The following is a 17,459-nucleotide window of genomic DNA, read 5'->3' on the forward strand; positions in this document are numbered from 1 at the left end:
GTTGGTTACATCATCATGCCGAACACAATGCTGGCGATGACCAGCACAATACCGCCGCCCAGACGGGAGGAGATTTGCGCATAAGAGATAAGATTCATACGGTTACAGGCAGAGAGCACTTCCAGGTCGCCCGAGCCGCCGCGGTTGGCCATGCACAGACCGGCGGTGATCGCGGACTCAATCGGGAAGAAGCCAATCATCCAGCCGCCGATGGCCGCGCCGATGACCGCACCCACCACGATTACCGCCGCGATGATGACGTTCGCAAAGGTAATCGCGTCGATAATTTCCTGCAGGTCGGTGTAGCACACGCCGACGCCGACCATCAGTACCCACAGCAGCTGCTTAGAGAAGAAGTCAGACAGGCGTTTGGCGCCAGCTTTAATCTCCGGCGAGCAGAGGCCGGAAGCGTTCAGCGCCGCGACGATCAGCACCATCCAGGCGAAATAGTGGATAGAGACGCCGCCAATGCTTGGCAAAATTTTCTTGGCAATAACGTAGGCCAGCAGGAAACAGGTGGTGGCGAGCACCAGGCCGACGGCGGTTTCGCGATGGGTAATCTGGCCCGCTTTTTCATCGTCTTCGACTTTAAAGGAGGCTTTACGCACCAGCTCGCCTTCACCGCTCAGCCAGGTATGTTTTTTACCGATAATATCGAGAAGTGCAGCAAAGACGATGGCAAAGATGTTGGCGATGGTCAGGATAGCAATCGCGGTGGAGTAGTACTCTTCACGCGAACGGCCGGTGACGGAGTGATAAATTTCAGACAGCGGCACCGCGCCCGCGCCGTTGCCGCCGCCCATAATCGGCAGGACGTACAGCATCATGATGCGGTCGATGGAGATACCGAAGCACAGGCCAATGATAATCCCGAAGATGGATGCGCCGAGGATCCCCATTAAAATGGTCGGAATATAACCCAGCAGAGATTTCAGCAGCAGCTTACGGTTAACCGAGAGGATTGCGCCGGTAATCAATACTGCGATGAATAAGTTCAGGAAGTTACTTTTATCCATCACATTAGTGATTGCATCAATTTCTTTCTGGGTGAATATGCCGGCGTAAACGAAATAGGCGGCCACGAGGAAGATCATCACCGGCGCGCCGCCAATATATTTATTGAAGATTGGCAGGCGTTTGCCAATTTCGCCAAAAACGGCGCCAATAATAAACATGATCGCGAAGCCACCAACAATGTCGGTCGGCAGGGCATTATAAAAGTGTGAAAGTAGTAAAGTGATTAACGCAAAGGCGTAAAGCGGTAGCGGCATGCCGAAGATTTTAAACCCCAGAATATCGCTAACCCCTTTTTTCTCCGCAGATGGAGCCTGGCTCATATTAGTCATATGACGTCACCCTGTTAAAAAAAGGAATATACACATCATCCTTCAAGCTGCCTCTTTGTTGGCAGCCTTCACTCACCCCAGTCACTTACTATGCGTAAGCTCCTGGGGATTCATTCAGTTACCGCCTCGATGCAACTTGAATGATTTTGTGTATTAATGCCGTTAGAAAAAACAATAATAGGACGGCGGCATAATAATAAATATGTTCCCCGGCGATATGTGATTATCTTCACTGATTAGTCGTGTTTTTAATTAATTTAATTGTTTTTATTCTTCTGAATTAATTAACAACATAAAAACCATAAAGCCAATTAAGGTACGCGGAAAAATGTGATTGAAATAAAAGAACTGCTGCGGGAACGATGGCGAAATACAGCTCGTTTTGGTCAATGAAGCGCGAAAAAAATGAATCTGATAGTAAAACGCGTCGCGGTACAGCTCGACCCCCGGCGGCGAGAGGCCGTTGACCTCTTTCTTCATCAGCACCAGCTCTCGCTGGAGGCGGACTGCGAATGGGCGATTATCGTCGAGTACCAGCGGCGCATTGTCGGCTGCGGCGCCATTGCCGGATGCGTTCTGAAGTGTATTGCCGTCGACCCGTCGCTGCAGGGGGAAGGGCTCAGCCTGAAGCTGCTGACTGAACTGATGACCCTGGCGTATGAGCTGGGCCGCAGCGAGCTGTTTCTGTTCACTAAACCCTATAACGCGGAGCTCTTCTCCTGCGCCGGGTTCTGGCCTATCGCCCGCGCGGGGGAGCAGGCCGTGTTAATGGAAAATAGCCGCGAACGTCTGGCCCGCTATTGCCGCCAGCTTACGATGTATCGTCAGCCCGGCGAAAAAATCGGCGCCATCGTGATGAACGCCAATCCCTTTACCCTGGGGCATCGTTGGCTGGTGGAGCAGGCGGCTCAACGCTGCGACTGGCTGCATCTGTTCGTGGTGAAGGAAGATGCTTCGTTTTTCCGCTACCGCGATCGCGTGGCGCTGATTGAACAGGGGATCGCCGGGATCGCCAACGTGACCCTGCATCCGGGGTCGGCCTATCTGATCTCGCGCGCCACTTTTCCCGGCTACTTCCTGAAAGACAAAGGCGTGGTTGACGATTGCCACAGCCAGATCGATCTGCAGCTCTTTCGCGAACGTTTAGCCCCGGCGCTGGGCGTGACCCACCGCTTTGTCGGCAGCGAACCGCTGTGTGAATTAACCCGTCGCTACAACCAGCGCATGCGCCAGCTGCTGGAAGCGCCCGGCGACGCGCCGGCGATTCAGGTGGTTGAGCTGGCGCGGGTTGAGAAAGAGGGCGCGCCCATTTCCGCTTCCCGGGTGCGCAGGCTGTATCAGCAGCGCCAGTGGTCGTCGATTGCGCCGCTGGTACCGCCGGTAACCCTCTCTTTTCTGATGCATCTGGCGGAAAGCGAACACCAAACCGCCTGATTTACCTCCATAACTAAGGATCAGCCTCTATGGAAATGATGATTGACGCCCTGGCCGGCACGCTGGAATCCAGCGATGTGATGGTCAGGATCGGGCCTGCGAATGAGCCAGGTATTCAGCTTGAAATCGACAGCATTGTGAAGCAGCAGTTTGGCGCGGCGATTGAGCGGGTGGTCAGAGAGACGCTGACGCAGCTTGGCGTTACCCGGGCGAACGTCGTCGTCGATGATAAAGGCGCGCTCGAATGCGTACTGAAGGCTCGCGTTCAGGCCGCGGCGCTGCGCGCTGCGCAACAATCTCAACCGCACTGGAGTCAGCTATGAAACCTCGTCGCAGTATGCTGTTTATCCCCGGCGCCAACGCCGCGATGTTAAGCACCTCATTTGTTTACGGCGCTGATGCGGTGATGTTCGACCTCGAAGATGCCGTCTCGCTCCGTGAAAAAGATACCGCCCGCCTGCTGGTGCATCATGCGCTACAGCATCCGCTCTACCGGGATGTGGAAACCGTGGTGCGCATTAACCCGCTCAGCACGCCGTTTGGTCTCGCCGACCTTGAGGCGGTGGTGCGCGCGGGCGTCGATATGGTGCGCCTGCCGAAAACCGATAGCAAAGAAGATATCCATGAGCTGGAAGCGCAGGTCGAGCGGATTGAGCGCGAATGCGGCCGGGAAGTGGGCAGCACGAAATTAATGGCGGCGATAGAGTCGGCGCTGGGCGTAGTGAACGCGGTTGAGATCGCTCGCGCCAGCCCGCGCCTGTCGGCCATCGCGCTGGCGGCCTTCGATTACGTTATGGATATGGGCACCAGCCGCGGCGACGGCACCGAGCTGTTTTACGCCCGCTGCGCGGTGCTGCACGCGGCGCGAGTCGCCGGGATCGCGGCGTACGACGTGGTGTGGTCGGATATTAACAATGAAGAGGGTTTCCTCGCGGAAGCGAATCTGGCGAAGAATCTTGGCTTTAACGGTAAATCGCTGGTTAACCCGCGCCAGATTGAGCTGCTGCACCAGGTTTATGCCCCCACGCTGAAAGACGTTGAACATGCGCGGGAGGTGATCGCGGCGGCGGAAGAGGCGGAAGCGCGCGGTCTGGGCGTGGTATCGCTGAACGGCAAGATGATAGATGGACCGATTATCGATCATGCGCGCAAAGTCGTGGCGCTGTCGGCTTCCGGCATTCGTGATTAAGGAGTAAATAATGAAAGAGACCGTAGCAATGCTTAATCAGCAGTACGTGATGCCGGAAGGATTAGCGCCCTATGCGGGCGTAACGGCGCAGAGCCCGTGGCTGGCCAGCGAAAGCGAAAAGCGGCAGCGTAAAATCTGCGCCTCGCTGGAGGAGGCGATTCGCCGTTCCGGGCTGCAAAACGGCATGACCATCTCTTTTCACCACGCCTTCCGCGGCGGCGACAAGGTGGTCAATATGGTGGTGGCGAAGCTGGCTGAGATGGGTTTTCGCGATCTGACGCTGGCTTCAAGCTCGCTTATCGATGCCCACTGGCCGCTGATTGAGCATATTAAGAATGGCGTGATCCGGCAGATTTATACCTCGGGTCTGCGCGGTAAGCTGGGCGAAGCGATCTCCGCCGGCCTGATGGAAAATCCGGTACAAATCCACTCTCACGGCGGCAGGGCGCATTTAGTGCAAACCGGTGAGCTATGCATTGATGTGGCGTTCCTCGGCGTGCCGTGCTGCGATGAATATGGCAACGCCAACGGCTTTAGCGGTAAATCCCGCTGCGGATCGCTGGGCTACGCCAGAGTGGATGCCGAGGCCGCCGGATGCGTGGTGCTGCTCACCGAAGAGTGGGTAGATTATCCAAACTATCCGGCCAGCATCGCCCAGGATCGGGTGGATCTGATCGTGCAGGTCGATGAGGTCGGCGATCCGGCGAAAATCACCGCCGGGGCGATCCGTTTGACCAGCAACCCGCGCGAACTGCTGATCGCCCGCCAGGCGGCGAAGGTGATCGAACACTCTGGCTATTTCAAAGACGGTTTCTCTTTGCAGACGGGGACCGGCGGCGCATCGCTGGCGGTGACCCGTTTCCTCGAAGATAAGATGCGTCGTAACAACATTACCGCCAGCTTTGGTCTGGGCGGGATCACCGGCACGATGGTCGATCTGCACGAAAAGGGGCTGATCAAAGCGCTGCTGGATACCCAGTCTTTTGACGGCGATGCCGCGCGTTCGCTGGCCAATAACCCTAACCATATTGAAATTTCCGCTAATCAGTACGCCAATCCCGGTTCGAAAGGCGTCTCCTGCGAACGCCTGAACGTGGTGATGCTGAGCGCGCTGGAGATCGATACCGGATTCAACGTTAACGTGATGACCGGCTCCAACGGCGTGCTGCGCGGCGCGTCCGGCGGCCACAGCGATACGGCGGCGGGCGCGGATTTAACCATTATCACCGCGCCGCTGGTGCGTGGGCGCATTCCGTGCGTGGTGGAGAAGGTGCTGACTTGCGTGACGCCGGGCGCCAGCGTGGATGTGCTGGTCACCGATCACGGTATCGCCGTCAACCCGGCGCGTCAGGACCTGATTGATAACCTGCGTAACGCGGGTATCCCGCTGCTGACCATTGAAGAGCTGCAGCAGCGCGCCGAACTGTTGACCGGCAAGCCTGACCCGATCGCCTTCACCGATCGGGTGGTGGCCGTGGTGCGCTATCGCGACGGGTCAGTGATTGATGTCATTCATCAGGTTAAAAGCGCCGGTTAAACGCGCTGAGGAGAAAGGCATGAGCGAAGTGATGATAAGCCAGCGTCGCCCGTTGAGCCGTCAAACGGTGACGGCGGAGGAGATGGTTTCTCGCGTGGAACGGGCGCTGCTGACCGAAGTCCGCCTGACGCCGAAACCGGGCCTGGTGGATATTCGTAACGCCGGCGCGCATCGGGATATGGATCTGGCCTCTTTTGAGGCCAGCACGGCGGCTGTCGCGCCATGGATGGAGAAGTTTTTCATTATGGGCCACGACACGGCCAATATCACGCCGGAGCAGGTATTGACGATGCTGCGTCCGGTGGGCATGGCGTGCGAGACGGATATGCTGGAGGCTACCGGCGGGGTGAATACCCATCGCGGCGCGATCTTCGCTTTTGGCCTGCTCAGCGCGGCGGCGGGAAGGCTGGTGGCCAGAGGGGAGCCGGTTGAACAGCACCGGGTTTGCGATCGGGTGGCCCGCTTCTGCCGCGGCCTGGTCGGGCGCGAGCTCTCCTCTCCTGAAGGAATGAAGGTCAGTAAAGGCGAAGGGCATTTCCTGCGCTACGGGCTCTCCGGCGCCAGAGGCGAAGCGGAGAGCGGCTTTCGCACCGTGCGCACCCAGGCGATGCCGGTCTTCAATCGCGTTATGGCGGACACCGGCGATACCAATCTGGCGTTACTGCAGACTCTACTGCACCTGATGGCCTGGAATGACGATACCAATCTGGTGTCGCGCGGCGGGCTGGAAGGGCTCAATTTTGTGCAGCAGCAGGCGCAAAAGCTGCTGTGGGAAGGCGGAGTGCTGACCGATGGCGGGCTGGAGGCGCTGCGCCGGCTGGATGATGAGTTGATTATTCGCCACCTTAGCCCGGGCGGCAGCGCCGACCTGCTGGCGGTCACCTGGTTCCTGTCCGGTTTCCCGGCCGGCGAGCTGTTCCTGCACTAGTCGCTGCTTTTCTGTCGCCGTATTCCCCGGATTGGCCATACAGGGCCGGGCCGGGGTTGCGGACTGCGCGCTCCTCGCTCCTCACTACTCCACGGCAAATTCCCGACACAATCTTATAGTTTTTACTGATATCGGCGGCAGTTTGTCATAAATTTCTAATTATCGGTGTTTTTGAGTAGCGGCCCATCAATGAGCTGGTTACTCTGAAAACAATTTACGTAGTGTTAACAAAAGAGAATAGCTATGCATGATGCACAAATCCGCGTGGCCATCGCGGGCGCGGGCGGCCGGATGGGACGCCAGTTAATTCAGGCGGTACAGCAGATGGACGGCGCGGCGCTTGGCGCGGCGCTGGAGCGCGAAGGTTCCTCGCTGCTCGGCAGCGATGCGGGCGAGCTGGCGGGCGTGGGCAGATCAGGGGTGGTGGTGCAAAGCAGCCTCGAGGCGGTAAAAGACGATTTTGACGTTTTCATCGATTTTACCCGCCCGGAAGGCACGCTGGCCCATCTTGCGTTTTGCCGTCAACACGGCAAAGGCATGGTTATCGGTACCACCGGGTTTGACGACGCCGGGAAGCAGGCGATTCGCGACGCTTCGCAGGAGATCGCCATCGTGTTTGCCGCCAACTTCAGCGTCGGCGTCAACGTGATGCTTAAGCTGCTGGAAAAAGCGGCGAAGGTGATGGGCGACTATACCGATATTGAGATTATTGAAGCGCATCATCGTCACAAAGTGGATGCGCCATCGGGTACGGCGCTGGCGATGGGCGAGGCGATTGCCGGAGCGCTGGATAAAGATCTGAAAGCGTGTGCGGTCTACAGTCGCGAAGGCTATACCGGCGAACGCGTTCCCGGCACCATCGGCTTTGCGACCGTGCGCGCCGGGGATATCGTCGGCGAACATACGGCGATGTTTGCGGATATCGGCGAACGTATTGAGATCAGCCATAAGGCTTCCAGCCGGATGACTTTTGCAAATGGTGCCGTTCGTTCTGCATTGTGGCTAAAAGGCAAGAAAAACGGTCTTTTTGATATGCGTGATGTGCTTGAATTGAACTCTTTATAACGATTATTACCCATCGTGATGTGGTTATTGCTTTCAATAAGTAATTGATTGCAAGGGGCAATGTTTTATTGCCCTTTTTTATTTTTGGTGTTTAACCGATTTTTTATCGCCAAGCCTGAAAAATAGTATCTTATCCGCCTTGTTTTTGTTGTTTTATTGTAAATTTTGACCATATGGTCTACTTTTTCAATCCCTGCCCGGTGATTTTACAAACATCCTCCTCCGCAAGCGTTTTCCCGGGCGAGTTAGGTGATCTTTTTGCCCGTTAAGGCAGGTATTACTGAATAGTGGCCTGAAACAAGATTAAAAATATCCGCTTTAAGTTGACTTTTACCCGCCATCTCTCCAGAATGCCGCCGTTTGCCAAAATTCTGCGGGCAACAGATTTGCATTGATTCAGATCTACATTATGAATTAATATGCAAATAAAGTGAGTGGATATTCTCTGGAGGGTGTTTTGATTAAGTCAGCGCTATTGGTTCTGGAAGACGGAACCCAGTTTCACGGTCGGGCCATTGGGGCTACCGGCACGGCGGTTGGGGAAGTCGTTTTCAATACTTCAATGACCGGTTATCAAGAAATCCTCACTGATCCTTCCTATTCCCGCCAAATCGTCACTCTAACTTATCCCCATATCGGCAACGTCGGCACCAATGCCGCCGATGAAGAATCTTCTCAGGTACATGCGCAGGGTCTGGTCATTCGCGATCTGCCGCTGATTGCCAGCAACTTCCGCAATACCGAAGACCTCTCTTCTTATCTGAAGCGCCACAATATCGTGGCGATTGCCGATATCGATACCCGTAAGCTGACCCGCCTGCTGCGCGAAAAAGGCGCGCAGAACGGCTGCATCATCGCCGGCGATAGCCCGGATGCGCAGCTGGCGCTGGAAAAAGCGAAAGCGTTCCCGGGCCTCAACGGCATGGATCTGGCGAAGGAAGTGACCACCGCAGAAACCTACAGCTGGACGCAGGGGAGCTGGACGCTGGCGGGCGACCTGCCGGAAGCTAAAGCGGAAAGCGAGCTGCCGTTCCACGTGGTGGCCTACGATTTCGGCGCCAAGCGTAACATCCTGCGCATGCTGGTCGATCGCGGCTGCCGTCTGACGGTGGTGCCGGCAAAGACCTCCGCTGAAGAGGTGCTGAAGATGAATCCGGACGGTATCTTCCTGTCCAACGGTCCCGGCGACCCGGCGCCCTGCGACTACGCTATCGCAGCGATTGAGAAGTTCCTGGAGACCGATATTCCGGTATTCGGTATCTGCCTCGGCCACCAGCTGCTGGCCCTGGCGAGCGGCGCGAAGACCGTGAAGATGAAGTTCGGCCACCACGGCGGCAACCATCCGGTAAAAGATATTGATAATAACGTGGTGATGATCACCGCGCAGAACCACGGCTTTGCGGTGGATGAGGCGTCTATGCCCGCCCATCTGCGCGTGACCCACAAGTCGCTGTTCGACGGCACCCTGCAGGGGATTCACCGTACCGATAAACCGGCGTTCAGCTTCCAGGGACATCCGGAGGCGAGCCCCGGCCCGCACGATGCCGCACCGCTGTTCGACCATTTTATCGAATTAATTGAGCAGTACCGTCAGTCCGCGAAATAATCAGGAGTTAAGAGAGCCATGCCAAAACGTACAGATATAAAAAGCATCCTGATTCTGGGCGCGGGCCCGATTGTTATCGGTCAGGCGTGCGAGTTTGACTACTCCGGCGCCCAGGCGTGTAAAGCGCTGCGCGAAGAGGGCTACCGCGTTATTCTGGTGAACTCTAACCCGGCCACTATCATGACCGACCCGGAAATGGCTGATGCCACCTACATCGAGCCGATTCACTGGGAAGTGGTGCGCAAGATCATTGAGAAAGAGCGTCCGGATGCGGTTCTGCCGACCATGGGCGGCCAGACGGCGCTGAACTGCGCGCTGGAGCTGGAGCGTCAGGGCGTGCTGGCCGAGTTCGGCGTGACCATGATTGGCGCGACCGCCGACGCGATTGATAAAGCCGAAGACCGCCGCCGTTTCGACGTGGCGATGAAGAAAATCGGTCTCGATACCGCGCGTTCCGGTATCGCGCATACCATGGAAGAAGCGCTGGCGGTTGCCGCTGAAGTTGGCTTCCCGTGCATCATCCGTCCGTCCTTTACGATGGGCGGCACCGGCGGCGGTATCGCCTACAACCGCGAAGAGTTCGAAGAGATCTGCGAACGCGGTCTGGATCTCTCGCCGACCAACGAGCTGCTGATTGATGAATCGCTGATCGGCTGGAAAGAGTACGAGATGGAAGTGGTGCGTGATAAAAACGACAACTGCATCATCGTCTGCTCCATCGAAAACTTCGACGCGATGGGCATCCACACCGGCGACTCCATCACCGTGGCGCCGGCGCAGACCCTGACCGACAAAGAGTACCAAATCATGCGTAACGCCTCGATGGCGGTACTGCGTGAAATCGGCGTAGAGACCGGCGGTTCCAACGTTCAGTTCTCGGTGAACCCGAAAGATGGTCGCCTGATCGTTATCGAAATGAACCCGCGCGTCTCCCGCTCCTCGGCGCTGGCCTCGAAAGCCACCGGCTTCCCGATCGCTAAAGTGGCGGCGAAGCTGGCGGTTGGTTACACCCTTGATGAGCTGATGAACGATATCACCGGCGGCCGCACCCCGGCGTCGTTTGAGCCGTCCATCGACTACGTCGTGACCAAAATCCCACGCTTCAACTTTGAAAAATTCGTCGGCGCGAACGACCGTCTGACCACCCAGATGAAGTCGGTGGGCGAAGTGATGGCGATTGGCCGTACCCAGCAGGAGTCCCTGCAGAAAGCGCTGCGCGGCCTGGAAGTGGGCGCTACCGGTTTCGACCCGAAAGTGAGCCTCGATGACCCGGAAGCGTTGACCAAGATTCGCCGCGAGCTGAAAGACGCGGGCGCTGAGCGTATCTGGTACATCGCTGACGCTTTCCGCGCGGGCCTCTCCGTTGATGGCGTGTTCAACCTGACCAATATCGACCGCTGGTTCCTGGTGCAGATTGAAGAGCTGGTGCGTCTGGAAGAGAAAGTGGCTGAAGTCGGTATTACCGGCCTCGACGCCGACTTCCTGCGTCAGCTCAAGCGTAAAGGCTTTGCCGATGCGCGTCTGGCGAAGCTGGCTGGCGTGCGCGAAGCGGAAATCCGCAAGCTGCGCGACCAGTATGACCTGCACCCGGTCTACAAGCGCGTGGATACCTGCGCGGCGGAATTCGCTACCGACACCGCCTACATGTACTCCACTTATGAAGACGAGTGCGAAGCCAACCCGTCCGTTGACCGCGACAAAATCATGGTGCTCGGCGGTGGCCCGAACCGTATCGGCCAGGGCATCGAGTTCGACTACTGCTGCGTCCATGCCTCCCTGGCGCTGCGCGAAGACGGCTACGAGACCATTATGGTCAACTGTAACCCGGAAACCGTCTCTACCGACTACGACACCTCCGACCGCCTCTACTTTGAGCCGGTGACGCTGGAAGACGTGCTGGAAATCGTGCGCATTGAGAAGCCGAAAGGCGTTATCGTGCAGTACGGCGGCCAGACGCCGCTGAAGCTGGCGCGCGCGCTGGAAGCGGCAGGCGTGCCGGTTATCGGCACCAGCCCGGATGCCATCGACCGTGCGGAAGACCGCGAGCGCTTCCAGCACGCGGTTGACCGCCTGAAGCTGAAGCAGCCGGCGAACGCCACCGTGACCGCGATCGAAATGGCGGTCGAAAAGGCGAAAGAGATTGGCTACCCGCTGGTGGTGCGTCCGTCCTACGTTCTCGGCGGCCGCGCGATGGAAATCGTCTACGACGAAATCGACCTGCGTCGCTACTTCCAGACCGCCGTCAGCGTCTCTAACGATGCGCCGGTGCTGCTGGACCGCTTCCTTGACGATGCGGTTGAAGTCGACGTCGATGCGATCTGCGACGGCGAAATGGTGCTGATTGGCGGTATCATGGAGCATATTGAGCAGGCGGGCGTGCACTCCGGCGACTCCGCGTGTTCGCTGCCGGCCTACACTCTGAGCCAGGAAATTCAGGACGTGATGCGCGAGCAGGTGCAGAAGCTGGCCTTTGAGCTGCAGGTGCGCGGCCTGATGAACGTGCAGTTTGCGGTCAAAAACAACGAAGTCTACCTGATTGAAGTCAACCCGCGCGCGGCGCGTACCGTCCCGTTCGTCTCGAAAGCCACCGGCGTACCGCTGGCAAAAGTCGCGGCGCGCGTGATGGCGGGCAAAACGCTGGCTCAGCAGGGCGTCACGAAAGAGATCATCCCACCGTACTATTCGGTGAAAGAGGTGGTGCTGCCGTTTAACAAATTCCCGGGCGTCGACCCGCTGTTAGGGCCAGAAATGCGCTCTACCGGTGAAGTCATGGGCGTAGGCCGCACCTTCGCGGAAGCGTTCGCCAAGGCGCAGCTGGGCAGCAACTCGACGATGAAGAAACAGGGACGCGCGCTGCTCTCCGTTCGCGAAGGCGACAAAGAGCGCGTGGTGGATCTGGCGGCAAAACTGCTGAAGTTTGGTTTCGAGCTGGATGCGACCCACGGTACCGCGATTGTGCTGGGCGAAGCCGGCATCAACCCGCGTCTGGTGAACAAGGTGCATGAAGGCCGTCCGCACATTCAGGACCGCATCAAGAATGGCGAATACACCTATATCATCAACACCACCGCGGGCCGCCAGGCGATTGAAGACTCCAAGCTGATTCGCCGCAGCGCCCTGCAATACAAAGTGCACTACGACACCACGCTGAACGGCGGTTTCGCGACCGCAATGGCGCTGAATGCCAATGCGATGGAAAAAGTGACCTCGGTGCAGGAAATGCACGCGCAGATTAAAAAGTAATATTATCTGCCAGTAAAAGCGCCTCCGGTGGCCACGCCGGAGGCGCTTTTTTTTGCGTGACGATAAGCCTGGGCGGAATAAAGTGACGCTCCCCGCGGCGCTGAACGTCGAACAAAAACAGGGGGATCGGCATTAACAGGCCACTTCGGAGAGTTCTGGTTTTCTCTCGCCGGACAGTCAGCTAGCCTAAAGTGGTTAGGGTGATAATGAATATGACTTAGAGCCTATCCCAGTAGGCGTTATTGGCGCAGCCAGTTTGGATACGGACAGCGCGGAGAAACCGGAGCGTACACGTAGTACGTGAGGATTTCGAGCACTGCCCAGGTCCAAAATGGCAAGTGAAATAGTCCTAATGGGATAGGCTCTTAATAACGGGAGAGAAACACCATGCACAACAAGCCCCTCACCGCTGCTATCTTCGCCGCTGCCGCACTTTTCACCGTGGCCGGCTGTTCATCTAATCAGTCGCTAAAAACGACCGACGGTAAAACCATTGTCACCGATGGCAAACCGCAGGTGGATGACGACACAGGCCTGGTGTCTTACAAAAACGCGGAAACCGGCCGCACCGAGCAGATCAATCGCGATCAGGTTAAGTCCATGGACGAACTGGATAACTAAGCGTTATCCACGGCCCCGTACCGCGGGGTCACGCCTGCCTGACCGAGCCTCGCCCTGAACGAGAGATAAATCACACTTATCACTGTAAGCGGTTCGATTAACTGTCTACACTCTTGCTGATTACAACAAGAGCTAACGCAGGCTAATCAATGATCCTCATAATTTATGCGCACCCTTATCCGCAGCACTCGCATGCGAATAAGCGGATGCTTGAGCAGGCAGGGACGCTTGACGGCGTCGAGATACGCTCTCTCTATCAACTTTACCCCGATTTCAATATCGATATCGCTGCCGAGCAGGCGGCGCTGGCCCGTGCCGATCTGGTCATCTGGCAGCATCCGATGCAGTGGTACAGCGTGCCGCCGCTGCTCAAGCTGTGGATGGACAAAGTGCTGGCGCACGGCTGGGCATACGGGCACAACGGTATCGCGCTGCGCGGTAAATCGCTGATGTGGGCGGTGACCACCGGCGGCGGCGAAAGCCATTTTGATATTGGTTCCTTCCCCGGTTTCGACGTCCTGGCGCAGCCGCTGCAGGCGACCGCGCTGTATTGCGGCATGAAATGGCTGCCGCCGTTCGCGATGCATTGCACTTTTATCTGCGATGACGAAACCCTTCAGGCGCAGGCGCGCCACTACCGTCAACGTTTAATCGAATGGCAGGAGGCGCACAATAATGGATAGCCATACGCTGATACAGGCGCTCATCTATTTAGGATCCGCCGCGCTGATCGTGCCGATTGCCGTACGCCTTGGGCTGGGGTCGGTGCTCGGCTACTTAATTGCCGGCTGTATTATTGGCCCGTGGGGGCTGCGGCTGGTCACCGACGCCGAGTCGATTCTGCACTTTGCGGAAATCGGCGTGGTGCTGATGCTTTTCGTTATCGGTCTTGAGCTCGATCCCCAGCGGCTGTGGAAACTGCGCGCCTCGGTGTTCGGCGGCGGGGCGCTGCAGATGGTCGTCTGCGGCGTGCTGATTGGCCTGTTCTGCATGTCGCTGGGTCTGCGCTGGCAGGTTGCCGAGCTGATTGGTATGACCCTGGCGCTCTCCTCAACGGCGATCGCTATGCAGGCGATGAACGAACGTAACCTGACGGTTACCCAGCTGGGCCGCAGCGCCTTTGCGGTGCTGCTGTTCCAGGATATCGCGGCCATTCCTCTGGTGGCGATGATCCCGCTGCTGGCGGCGAGCGGCGGCTCGACGACGCTGGGCGCGTTTGCGCTCTCGGCCCTGAAAGTGGCGGGCGCGCTGGCGCTGGTGGTGGCGCTCGGACGCTATCTGACCCGGCCGATGCTGCGTTTTGTCGCGCGCTCCGGCCTGCGTGAAGTCTTCAGCGCCGTGGCGCTGTTCCTGGTGTTTGGCTTCGGGCTGCTGCTGGAAGAGGTCGGGCTGTCGATGGCGATGGGGGCCTTCCTCGCCGGCGTGCTGCTGGCGAGCTCGGAGTACCGCCACGCCCTGGAGAGCGATATTGAACCGTTTAAGGGCCTGCTGCTGGGGCTGTTTTTTATCGGCGTCGGGATGTCTATCGACTTCGGTACCCTGGTGACGCATCCGCTGCGGATCCTGATTCTGCTGGTGGGATTCCTGGTCATTAAATCCCTGATGCTGTGGCTGATCGCCCGGCCGTTAGGCGTTCCGCGCGCCCAGCGCCGCTGGTTTGCGGTGCTGCTGGGGCAGGGGAGCGAATTCGCCTTTGTGGTCTTCGGCGCGGCGCAGATGGCCGATGTCCTGGACGGCGAATGGGCGAAGGCGCTGACCCTCGCGGTGGCGCTATCAATGGCGGCCACGCCAATCCTGCTGGTGCTGCTGACCCGCCTGGAGAAATCCGCCAGCGGCCAGGAGCGCGAAGCCGATGAAATTGACGAAGAGCAGCCGCGGGTGATTATCGCCGGCTTTGGCCGTTACGGGCAGATCGCCGGCCGCGTACTGCTCTCCAGCGGGGTGAAGATGGTCATTCTCGATCACGATCCTGACCACGTCGACACCCTGCGTAAATTTGATATGAAGGTGTTCTACGGCGATGCGACGCGGGTGGACCTGCTGGAGTCGGCGGGGGCGGAAAAGGCGGAAGTGCTGATTAACGCCATCGACGATCCGCAGACGAACCTGCAGCTGGCGGAGCTGGCAAAAGAGCATTTCCCGCATCTGCAGATCATCTCCCGCGCCCGCGATGTCGATCATTACATCAAGCTGCGCCAGGCCGGGGTCGAAGCGCCGGAGCGTGAAACCTTCGAAGCGGCGCTGAAGTCCGGACGCATGACGCTGGAGGCGCTGGGCCTGGGCGCCTACGAGGCCCGCGAACGGGCCGATCTGTTCCGCCGTTTCAATCTGCAAATGGTGGAAGAGATGGTGGCGATGGCGGAAAACGACGCGGCTTCCCGGGTGGCGGTATTCAAGCGCACCAGCGATATGCTGACCGGCATTATCAACGAAGACCGCAATCATTTATCGCTGGTTCAGCGTCACGGCTGGCAAGGAACGGAAGAGGGACGGCATACCGGTGACATCGCCGATGAGCCGCAAAATAAGCCCTCGGCATAAGGGAGAATTCAGGGTGTTACGTTAGCTTTACAAGTAACATTTTGTTTTCAATTTAAATCCTGCCTGGCGGCTCACGGGGCTTACGTGGGCTCGCCAGCAAATCTTAAAATTTTCTGATTCTTTACTCTTCGCCCAGTCGACGAAGTATTACGCTTTCCGTATAGTGGCGACAATTTTTTGCATTCGGGAATTATTCAATGATCAGTCTGATTGCGGCGTTAGCGGTAGATCGCGTCATTGGTATGGAAAACGCCATGCCATGGAATCTGCCTGCCGATCTCGCCTGGTTTAAGCGCAATACCTTAAACAAACCGGTAGTGATGGGACGTCTTACCTGGGAATCCATCGGTCGTCCGTTACCGGGGCGTAAAAATATCGTGATTAGCAGCCAGCCGGGCACCGACGATCGCGTGCAGTGGGTCAAATCGGTAGATGAAGCCATTGCCGCCTGCGGCGACGTGGAAGAGATGATGGTGATCGGCGGCGGACGCGTGTACGAGCAGTTCCTGCCGAAAGCGCACAAGCTCTATCTGACCCATATTGATGCGGAAGTGGAAGGGGATACCCACTTCCCGGATTACGATCCGGATGAGTGGGAGTCGGTATTCAGCGAGTTCCACGATGCCGATGCGCAGAATTCCCATAGCTACTGCTTCGAGATTCTGGAGCGCCGCTAAGGTTTTCCCCGGTGACGTTCGCTCACCGGGGTGACTCTCTTCAGGAGGCGATCGCCTCGCCTTCATCAAGATTGCTCTGCCGGTTCGATCGCTGCGTGAAGTACGTTTTATCTTCCCAGCGCAGGCAGGTCAGATCGCCGCCCCAGCAGCAGCCGGTATCCAGCGCGTAAATCCCTTCCGGCGTGCCTTTCCCTTCCAGCGAAGCCCAATGACCGAAGGCAATGCTGTACTCGCTGGCCACCGGCCCGGGAATAGCAAACCACGGCTTGAGCGGCGCGGGCGCGTTTTCCGGCGCCTCCTTGGCGTACATATCCAGCTGCCCGTTCGGGAAGCAGTAGCGCATGCGGGTAAAGGCGTTGGAGATAAAGCGCAGGCGCGCCAGGCCGCTGAGTTCGTTGCTCCAGTTGTTCGGCATATCGCCGTACATCGCATCAAGGAAGAACGGATAGGAGTCGCTGGCAAGTACGGCTTCCACATCGCGGGCGCACTGTTTGGCGGTTTCCAGATCCCACTGCGGGGTGATCCCGGCATGGGCCATGACCAGCTTTTTCTCTTCATCGATTTGCATCATCGGCTGACGACGCAGCCAGTTGAGCAGATCGTCGGCGTCCGGCGCCTCAAGCAGCGATTTCAGCCGATCCTTGGGTTTATTGCGGCTAATGCCCGCAAAGACCGCCAGCAGGTGCAGGTCATGATTGCCCAGGACGAGGCGTACGCTATCGCCAAGCTGTTTCACGAAACGCAGTACTTCGAGCGAACCGGGACCGCGCGCGACCAGGTCGCCCGTGAGCCACAGCGTATCAGTCTCAGGGTTAAACTCCACCTGCTCTAATAATGCGATCAGTTCATCGTAGCAACCGTGAACGTCGCCAATAAGGTATGTAGACATGTTTTAATGGATGAGAGTGGGTACTGCGAGACGGAAAACAGGGATTTCGATGGTGAACGGCGCGCCGTTCACATCGATCATCGCATAATGTCCCTGCATGGTGCCCAGCGGCGTTTCAATGACCGCGCCGCTGGTATATTGATATTCGCCGCCGGCCGGAATATGCGGCTGCTCGCCGACCACGCCTTCACCCTGGACTTCGGTCTCACGACCGTGGCCGTTGGTGATAAGCCAGTAGCGGCCAAGAAGCTGAACCTGCGTCCGCCCCAGATTGCGAATGGTCACGGTATAAGCGAAGACGTAGCGCTCTTCTTGCGGAGAAGATTGCGATTCGATGTAGACGCTTTGCACCTGTACACAAACTCGGGGCGAATTAATCATGG

Annotated in this window: 15 protein-coding genes; 12 read left to right on the top strand and 3 right to left on the bottom strand. The window is 57.8% G+C overall.

Going from position 1 to position 17,459, the window contains the following annotated elements; translation table 11 throughout:
- Positions 1-5: 5 nt before the first annotated feature.
- Complete coding sequence (citS, locus tag CDA56_RS05425; protein WP_047724529.1) at positions 6-1,346, bottom strand: citrate/sodium symporter CitS; 1,341 nt, start codon at positions 1,344-1,346, stop codon at positions 6-8.
- 405 nt (positions 1,347-1,751) lie between these two features.
- Here citS and citC point away from each other — a divergent pair, with 405 nt between their 5' ends.
- From citC to folA, 12 genes are all read left to right on the top strand, one after another.
- Complete coding sequence (citC, locus tag CDA56_RS05430) at positions 1,752-2,780, top strand: [citrate (pro-3S)-lyase] ligase (protein ID WP_102803120.1); 1,029 nt, start codon at positions 1,752-1,754, stop codon at positions 2,778-2,780.
- Positions 2,781-2,809: 29 nt separating this feature from the next.
- Complete coding sequence (gene citD, locus CDA56_RS05435) at positions 2,810-3,103, top strand: citrate lyase acyl carrier protein (RefSeq protein ID WP_014227881.1); 294 nt, start codon at positions 2,810-2,812, stop codon at positions 3,101-3,103.
- A complete protein-coding gene (citE, locus tag CDA56_RS05440; RefSeq protein WP_025106468.1) occupies positions 3,100-3,969 on the top strand; it encodes a citrate (pro-3S)-lyase subunit beta in 870 nt (289 codons plus the stop codon). The genes citD and citE overlap by 4 nt, the downstream gene beginning before the upstream one ends.
- Positions 3,970-3,979: 10 nt before the next feature.
- Complete coding sequence (gene citF / locus CDA56_RS05445) at positions 3,980-5,506, top strand: citrate lyase subunit alpha (protein WP_064358607.1); 1,527 nt, start codon at positions 3,980-3,982, stop codon at positions 5,504-5,506.
- 82 nt (positions 5,507-5,588) lie between these two features.
- On the top strand, positions 5,589-6,434 hold the full coding sequence (gene citG / locus CDA56_RS05450) for a triphosphoribosyl-dephospho-CoA synthase CitG (protein WP_369815508.1): 846 nt from the start codon (positions 5,589-5,591) through the stop codon (positions 6,432-6,434).
- A gap of 243 nt (positions 6,435-6,677) precedes the next feature.
- Positions 6,678-7,499 (top strand): 4-hydroxy-tetrahydrodipicolinate reductase, encoded by an 822-nt coding sequence (dapB, locus tag CDA56_RS05455; RefSeq protein WP_032747912.1) that lies wholly within the window; start codon positions 6,678-6,680, stop codon positions 7,497-7,499.
- A gap of 457 nt (positions 7,500-7,956) precedes the next feature.
- Complete coding sequence (carA, locus tag CDA56_RS05460) at positions 7,957-9,105, top strand: glutamine-hydrolyzing carbamoyl-phosphate synthase small subunit (RefSeq protein ID WP_014837384.1); 1,149 nt, start codon at positions 7,957-7,959, stop codon at positions 9,103-9,105.
- Between the two features lie 18 nt (positions 9,106-9,123).
- Positions 9,124-12,348 (top strand): carbamoyl-phosphate synthase large subunit, encoded by a 3,225-nt coding sequence (gene carB, locus CDA56_RS05465; RefSeq protein ID WP_014837385.1) that lies wholly within the window; start codon positions 9,124-9,126, stop codon positions 12,346-12,348.
- Between the two features lie 387 nt (positions 12,349-12,735).
- Positions 12,736-12,969, top strand: coding sequence for a YgdI/YgdR family lipoprotein (locus CDA56_RS05470; RefSeq protein ID WP_014227888.1), 234 nt, complete (start codon positions 12,736-12,738; stop codon positions 12,967-12,969).
- Between the two features lie 149 nt (positions 12,970-13,118).
- A complete protein-coding gene (gene kefF, locus CDA56_RS05475; protein WP_004098522.1) occupies positions 13,119-13,652 on the top strand; it encodes a glutathione-regulated potassium-efflux system oxidoreductase KefF in 534 nt (177 codons plus the stop codon).
- Positions 13,645-15,510, top strand: a complete 1,866-nt coding sequence (gene kefC, locus CDA56_RS05480) for a glutathione-regulated potassium-efflux system protein KefC (RefSeq protein WP_014227889.1) — start codon at positions 13,645-13,647, stop codon at positions 15,508-15,510. The genes kefF and kefC overlap by 8 nt, the downstream gene beginning before the upstream one ends.
- Positions 15,511-15,707: 197 nt before the next feature.
- Positions 15,708-16,187: a type 3 dihydrofolate reductase gene (gene folA, locus CDA56_RS05490; RefSeq protein WP_004098524.1), complete on the top strand. Its 480-nt coding sequence runs from the start codon at positions 15,708-15,710 to the stop codon at positions 16,185-16,187.
- Positions 16,188-16,227: 40 nt separating this feature from the next.
- Here the strand turns inward: folA and apaH are convergent, their stop codons facing one another.
- On the bottom strand, positions 16,228-17,076 hold the full coding sequence (gene apaH, locus CDA56_RS05495; protein WP_014227890.1) for a bis(5'-nucleosyl)-tetraphosphatase (symmetrical) ApaH: 849 nt from the start codon (positions 17,074-17,076) through the stop codon (positions 16,228-16,230).
- Positions 17,077-17,079: 3 nt separating this feature from the next.
- On the bottom strand, positions 17,080-17,457 hold the full coding sequence (gene apaG / locus CDA56_RS05500) for a Co2+/Mg2+ efflux protein ApaG (protein WP_004098526.1): 378 nt from the start codon (positions 17,455-17,457) through the stop codon (positions 17,080-17,082).
- Between the last annotated feature and the right edge of the window lie 2 nt (positions 17,458-17,459).

The organism is Klebsiella michiganensis, assembly GCF_002925905.1.
Classification (GTDB): domain Bacteria; phylum Pseudomonadota; class Gammaproteobacteria; order Enterobacterales; family Enterobacteriaceae; genus Klebsiella; species Klebsiella michiganensis.

Excerpts from the sequence above, each read along its gene's own strand:
- citS (WP_047724529.1), bottom strand. The coding sequence starts at position 1,346 with ATGACTAATATGAGCCAGGCTCCATCTGCGGAGAAAAAAGGGGTTAGC.
- citC (WP_102803120.1), top strand. The coding sequence starts at position 1,752 with ATGAATCTGATAGTAAAACGCGTCGCGGTACAGCTCGACCCCCGGCGG.
- citD (WP_014227881.1), top strand. The coding sequence starts at position 2,810 with ATGGAAATGATGATTGACGCCCTGGCCGGCACGCTGGAATCCAGCGAT.
- citE (WP_025106468.1), top strand. The coding sequence starts at position 3,100 with ATGAAACCTCGTCGCAGTATGCTGTTTATCCCCGGCGCCAACGCCGCG.
- citF (WP_064358607.1), top strand. The coding sequence starts at position 3,980 with ATGAAAGAGACCGTAGCAATGCTTAATCAGCAGTACGTGATGCCGGAA.
- citG (WP_369815508.1), top strand. The coding sequence starts at position 5,589 with ATGGTTTCTCGCGTGGAACGGGCGCTGCTGACCGAAGTCCGCCTGACG.
- dapB (WP_032747912.1), top strand. The coding sequence starts at position 6,678 with ATGCATGATGCACAAATCCGCGTGGCCATCGCGGGCGCGGGCGGCCGG.
- carB (WP_014837385.1), top strand. The coding sequence starts at position 9,124 with ATGCCAAAACGTACAGATATAAAAAGCATCCTGATTCTGGGCGCGGGC.
- CDA56_RS05470 (WP_014227888.1), top strand. The coding sequence starts at position 12,736 with ATGCACAACAAGCCCCTCACCGCTGCTATCTTCGCCGCTGCCGCACTT.
- kefF (WP_004098522.1), top strand. The coding sequence starts at position 13,119 with ATGATCCTCATAATTTATGCGCACCCTTATCCGCAGCACTCGCATGCG.
- kefC (WP_014227889.1), top strand. The coding sequence starts at position 13,645 with ATGGATAGCCATACGCTGATACAGGCGCTCATCTATTTAGGATCCGCC.
- folA (WP_004098524.1), top strand. The coding sequence starts at position 15,708 with ATGATCAGTCTGATTGCGGCGTTAGCGGTAGATCGCGTCATTGGTATG.
- apaH (WP_014227890.1), bottom strand. The coding sequence starts at position 17,076 with ATGTCTACATACCTTATTGGCGACGTTCACGGTTGCTACGATGAACTG.
- apaG (WP_004098526.1), bottom strand. The coding sequence starts at position 17,457 with ATGATTAATTCGCCCCGAGTTTGTGTACAGGTGCAAAGCGTCTACATC.